The 4,758-nt window shown below is 65.1% G+C and carries 5 protein-coding genes; 3 read left to right on the top strand and 2 right to left on the bottom strand.

Going from position 1 to position 4,758, the window contains the following annotated elements; translation table 11 throughout:
* Positions 1-168: 168 nt before the first annotated feature.
* On the bottom strand, positions 169-1,008 hold the full coding sequence (locus AC1VWL_RS19155) for an acid phosphatase (RefSeq protein ID WP_481615539.1): 840 nt from the start codon (positions 1,006-1,008) through the stop codon (positions 169-171).
* A 175-nt stretch (positions 1,009-1,183) separates the two neighbouring features.
* Positions 1,184-2,008 carry an ABC transporter ATP-binding protein gene (locus AC1VWL_RS19150; RefSeq protein WP_482987736.1) on the bottom strand — a complete coding sequence of 275 codons (825 nt, stop codon included), beginning with the start codon at positions 2,006-2,008 and terminating at the stop codon, positions 1,184-1,186.
* Positions 2,009-2,134: 126 nt separating this feature from the next.
* On the opposite strand from AC1VWL_RS19150, the gene AC1VWL_RS19145 reads away from it, so the two are divergent.
* The 3 genes from AC1VWL_RS19145 to mutM all read left to right on the top strand — a co-directional run bounded on the left by AC1VWL_RS19145 (position 2,135) and on the right by mutM (position 4,649).
* Positions 2,135-3,337, top strand: coding sequence for a DesA family fatty acid desaturase (locus tag AC1VWL_RS19145; protein ID WP_482987735.1), 1,203 nt, complete (start codon positions 2,135-2,137; stop codon positions 3,335-3,337).
* Positions 3,334-3,663 (top strand): EF-hand domain-containing protein, encoded by a 330-nt coding sequence (locus AC1VWL_RS19140; protein WP_482987734.1) that lies wholly within the window; start codon positions 3,334-3,336, stop codon positions 3,661-3,663. The genes AC1VWL_RS19145 and AC1VWL_RS19140 overlap by 4 nt, the downstream gene beginning before the upstream one ends.
* A 173-nt stretch (positions 3,664-3,836) precedes the next feature.
* The gene (mutM, locus tag AC1VWL_RS19135) at positions 3,837-4,649 is read left to right on the top strand and encodes a bifunctional DNA-formamidopyrimidine glycosylase/DNA-(apurinic or apyrimidinic site) lyase (RefSeq protein ID WP_482987733.1); all 813 of its coding nucleotides are present in this window, start codon (positions 3,837-3,839) and stop codon (positions 4,647-4,649) included.
* The last annotated feature ends 109 nt before the right edge of the window (positions 4,650-4,758 follow it).

Here is a 4,758-nt window from a genome sequence, read left to right as displayed (position 1 = left end):
GCCTCAGACCCGGTGGCCGGTGCGGCGCCGGCTATGCTGAGGGTCTCCCACTTTGCCCATCTGCCGGCGATTGCACCAAGCCGCCCTTCGCGGCTGACGCCGCTCCTACAAAAGCGGATTGCCAGGACCGCGATGCCGAGCATGGCTCGGCACTACAGGTAGGACTGCTCAGCGGGCTTCGGGGATGTCCGAGGTCAATGCTGCGGTTTCCGCAGCGCAGTCGCGCGGCAGTGGCAGCTTGAGCGTGCGTGCATGGGCAAGCTCTTCGCGCGCCTTGGCCAGGTCAGCGACAAATGCCGGATTGTCATGCAGGCGCGCGACCGTGGCCGCGCCCATGAACTGGCCCTGTTGCACATCGCTATACCAATGCACGTTGCAGACCAGACGGCTGTGGCCGTAGTTGCGGCCACGTTCGATCAGGGCGGTGGCATGGTCGGGATCGATTTCCGACAGGATCAGGCCCCAGGCCCAGCCGATCGACGTGTGGCCGGACGGGTAGGAGCCGCTTTTGCGCAGGCCTTCCTCATCGTCGGGCGTGCAGGTCGGTGCGTTGTTGACCATGAACGGGCGCGGCCGCTGGTAGTGCGTCTTTGCTGCCTTGGTGGCGGCGCTGGCGTCGATGCGGCTGCGTTCCAGCAGGCGGTACAGCACCGGCGTGGTCTTGGCGGTGACCGCCACGCCCAGCGCGCAGCTGAACTGGTCGGCGCCGGCCGGGAAGCTCAGGTCGGCGTCCGTATGTGCCTGCGCGAAGCGTGCGCTGCCCTGCATGCTCAGGGCCTGATTGGCGACGGCTTCATCCAGCTGTGCCGATGCCGAGCCGGGCGCCGGTGGTGCCGGGCTCAGGGCGAGGCTGTCGGGGATGGCGCTGCCAACCAGATAGCCGGTGGCCTTGCTGCTGGAGTCCCCGCCGGGAGTGGAGGACAGGGTCGGGGTGCTGGAACAGGCGCTGAGTACGGCGGCCAGCGCGAGGGCGGCGCCAAGGCGCAGCGGGGAAACGGAGAATGACATTGCGACGACAAGGGGATTACGGGAGCGGACGGGCATCATCGCACCAACGGCCGCGCTCTGCCCCCCTTTGCCGAAGGCAAGGGGAAGGCTGGGGAGGGGCCAGAGCTCCCTCCCTTGCGCAACGCGCAGGGGAGGGTTGGGGAGGGGTGCTTTTGCCTTTCAAGCAATCGCCAACTTACAAACTGCCCACCCAGGCCGACATCCGCCCATCATCCTCGCGCACCTCGATCGGCCCGCCGAACACCTCCGACAGCGGACCTGAGCGCAACAGCTCGGTACGGCTGCCGTCAGCAAAGATGCGACCACCCTTCATCAGCACGACGCGGTTGATCTCGGGGATCACTTCTTCGATGTGGTGGGTGACCAGCACCAAGGTGATGCCCTGCTGGGCAAGGTTGCGCATGCTGTCGACCAGGTGCTGGCGCGAGATCAGGTCCAGGCCGGTGGACGGCTCGTCCAGCAGCAAGGCCTTGGGCTGATTGACCAGCGCCCTGGCGATCAGCACGCGGCGGGTTTCGCCGGCAGACAGCTCGGCATAGCTGCGGCCCAGCAAGGGCAGGGCACGCGCCAGTTCCAGCGCGTGCCGGGCGCGTTGGCGCATGGCATCGGTGACGTCGCGGTGCGCGGGCACCACAAAGCTGGCAAAGAAGCCGGCGATCACCGCTTCCTCGACGGTCAGACCGGGCATGCTGGACAGGTTGCTGGACAAATCGCCGGTGACGATGCCCAGTTGCGCGCGCAGTCGGTCCACCTGCCAACGGGTCTGGCCCATCACCTTGACCGGCACGTGGCCGTCGGCGCGCGCCAAGGGATAAAGCTCGCGGGTGATCAGCTTGATGAATGAGGACTTGCCGCAGCCGTTCGGCCCGAGGATGGCGGTGTGCTGGCCCTGCTCGATGCGCAGGTTCAGTTCGTGCAGCACGCGGACCTGGCCGCGGATGACGCAGGCATGGTCCAGTTCGATCAGGGGGGCCGCTTCGGCGGCGGGTGCAATGGACATTCAGGAGTAGGTGGCAGCTGAGGATTCGACCAACGGACCTGCCGCCGGTGGATGAAGTTTGCGCCGACAGCCCCCATGATGTGTAGCAGTTGTTTCATCTGGCACCGACTGTCTGGAGTATTCGTGATGCCCGACGCCCTGCTCGTTTTCCTTACCGGTGGCATCGTCGGCCTGGGCTGGTGGGGCATGCTGGCGGTGCTGCTGGTGTTCACCCAGCTCACCATCTTCGCGGTCACCTTGTACCTGCACCGCAGCCAGGCCCATCGCGGCGTCGATTTCCACCCGCTGGTGTCGCACTTCTTCCGCTTCTGGGTGTGGCTGACCACCTCGATGATCACCCGCGAGTGGGTGGCCATCCACCGCAAGCACCACGCCAAGGTCGAGACCGAGGACGACCCGCACAGCCCGGTCACCAAGGGCATCCGCACCGTGTTCTGGCGTGGCGTGGAGTTGTACCGCGAGGCGCGCACGCTGCGGGGTGACATTGAGCAATACGGGCGTGGTGCGCCGGAAGACTGGATCGAGCGCAGGCTCTATACCCCGCATGCCAATCTCGGCCCGATCCTGCTGTTCGTGATCAACACCGTGTTGTTCGGCCTGCCCGGCATCGCCTTGTGGGCGATCCAGATGGCGTGGATTCCGTTCTGGGCCGCCGGCGTGGTCAATGGCCTTGGCCATTGGTGGGGCTATCGCAATTTCGAATCGGCCGATACTTCGACCAACCTGACGCCGTGGGCGTTCTGGATCGGCGGCGAAGAACTGCACAACAACCATCATGCCTTCCCCAGCTCGGCACGCTTCTCGATGCGGCGCTGGGAGTTCGACATCGGTTGGCAGGCGATCTGCCTGCTGCAGTTCCTGCGCCTGGCCAAGGTGCTGCGGGTGGCACCGACGATGGACATCCGTCCGAACATCGCCGTGCCCGATGCCGACACCTTGAAAGCCTTGTTGTCGCATCGCTTCCAGGCGATGACCGATTACCAGCGCAATGTATTCGCGCCTGCCTTGAAGGAAGAGGCTGCTGCAGCGGGTGCCAAGCTGCGCAAGCTGTTGCCGCGGCGCATGCGCAAGGGCCTGGTCAATGATGGTCGTTGGCTCAAACCCGATTGCCGCGCGCAGTTGCAGAGCTGGGTGCAGCAGCGCCCGCGCATCCAGTTGTTGGTCGAGCACCGTGCGCGCCTGTCGGCGTTATTGGAAGCCCGCAGCCATGACGCCGCCGAGCGCCTGCGCCAGTTGCAGCAGTGGTGCCAGGAAGCCGAAGCCAGTGGCAGCGCTGCATTGCAGGCCTATGCAGCGCGTCTGAAAGGCTATTCGCTCAGCGCCGCATGAAGACTCTTTCCGTTCTTTTCCTGCTATGTGCTTCGTTGCCAGCCATCGCCCAGGTGCAGGACACCAACGCCTACCTGCAACGCATGGACAGCGATGGCGATGGCCGGGTCAGCCCGGATGAGTACCTGCAATGGATGCTGTACGCCTTCGACAAGATGGACCGCAATGGCGATGGCGTCCTGCAGCCGGATGAGCAGCCGGGCGGGCGCGGCAAGCCGATCAGCCGCGAAGAGCAACGACAGGTGATCCTGGCCCGTTTCACCCGCCAGGATGCCAACAGCGACGGCTACCTGAGCGCCCGCGAACTGATGGCGCCACCGCGTTGACTTACAACCCATGAAATGCGGGATGTGGGAGCGGCGTAAGCCGCGAAGCCTCCAATCCAACCGAAGCGCGATAGCGCATTGCAATCGATACAGGTCCGTCGTTCGCCACCACCAGCTTCACGGCTCACGCCGTTCCCACAAGAACAGTCAGATACCTACGCTTTGAGGCCTGCATGCCAGAACTACCCGAAGTAGAAACCACCCGGCGCGGCCTGGAACCACATCTGGTGGATAGACGCATCCACGGTGTGATCCTGCGCAGGCCGGACCTGCGCTGGCCGATTCCCGCCGAGATCGAACAGCTGCTGCCGGGCCAGCGTATCGAGGCGATCCGTCGTCGCGCCAAATACCTGTTGCTGGATACCGGACTGGGCAGTGCAGTGCTGCACCTGGGCATGTCCGGCAGCCTGCGCGTCTTGCCCGGTGACACCCCGGTGCGCGCGCACGACCATGTGGATATCAGCCTGGAAGACGGCCGCCTGCTGCGCTTCAACGATCCGCGTCGGTTTGGTTGCCTGTTATGGCAGCCTGCAGGTGAAACGCATGAGCTGCTGGCTGGACTTGGTCCGGAACCGCTGGAGGATGCGTTCGATGGCGATTATCTGTTCCAGCGCAGCCGTGGCCGCAAGGCGCCGATCAAGACCTTCCTGATGGACCAGGGCATTGTCGTCGGCGTCGGCAACATCTATGCGGCGGAAAGCCTGTTCATGGCAGGCATCAATCCCCTGCGCGAGGCCGGCAAGGTATCGCGGGCGCGCTACCAGCGGCTTGCCGATGCGGTGAAGGAAATCCTGGGACATGCGATCACCCGGGGCGGCACGACCCTGCGCGACTTCATCAGTCCCGATGGCGCGCCGGGTTACTTCGAGCAGGAGCTGCTGGTGTACGGGCGCGAAGGTGAGAACTGCAAACAATGCGGGCGCGCACTGCGCTACGCCAGCATTGGCCAGCGCGCAACGGTGTGGTGCGGGAATTGCCAGCGCTGAGGGCCGAACGCCTGTAGTGCCGAGCCATGCTCGGCAGAGGCTTTACCGGCAGAGCCCCACCTGTAGTGGGGGGGCGGGGGGGGCGGCCGCGGGAGCGGGTTGTATTGAA

This window comes from Stenotrophomonas sp. STEN063 (assembly GCF_056854515.1).
The sequence above is the reverse complement of the archived record's forward strand: the minus strand, read 5'-3'. Positions and strand labels throughout refer to the sequence as shown.

Bases quoted from the DNA above. Each gene is read 5' to 3' on its own strand.
- AC1VWL_RS19155 (WP_481615539.1), bottom strand. From the start codon at position 1,008: ATGTCATTCTCCGTTTCCCCGCTGCGCCTTGGCGCCGCCCTCGCGCTG.
- AC1VWL_RS19150 (WP_482987736.1), bottom strand. From the start codon at position 2,008: ATGTCCATTGCACCCGCCGCCGAAGCGGCCCCCCTGATCGAACTGGAC.
- AC1VWL_RS19145 (WP_482987735.1), top strand. From the start codon at position 2,135: ATGCCCGACGCCCTGCTCGTTTTCCTTACCGGTGGCATCGTCGGCCTG.
- AC1VWL_RS19140 (WP_482987734.1), top strand. From the start codon at position 3,334: ATGAAGACTCTTTCCGTTCTTTTCCTGCTATGTGCTTCGTTGCCAGCC.
- mutM (WP_482987733.1), top strand. From the start codon at position 3,837: ATGCCAGAACTACCCGAAGTAGAAACCACCCGGCGCGGCCTGGAACCA.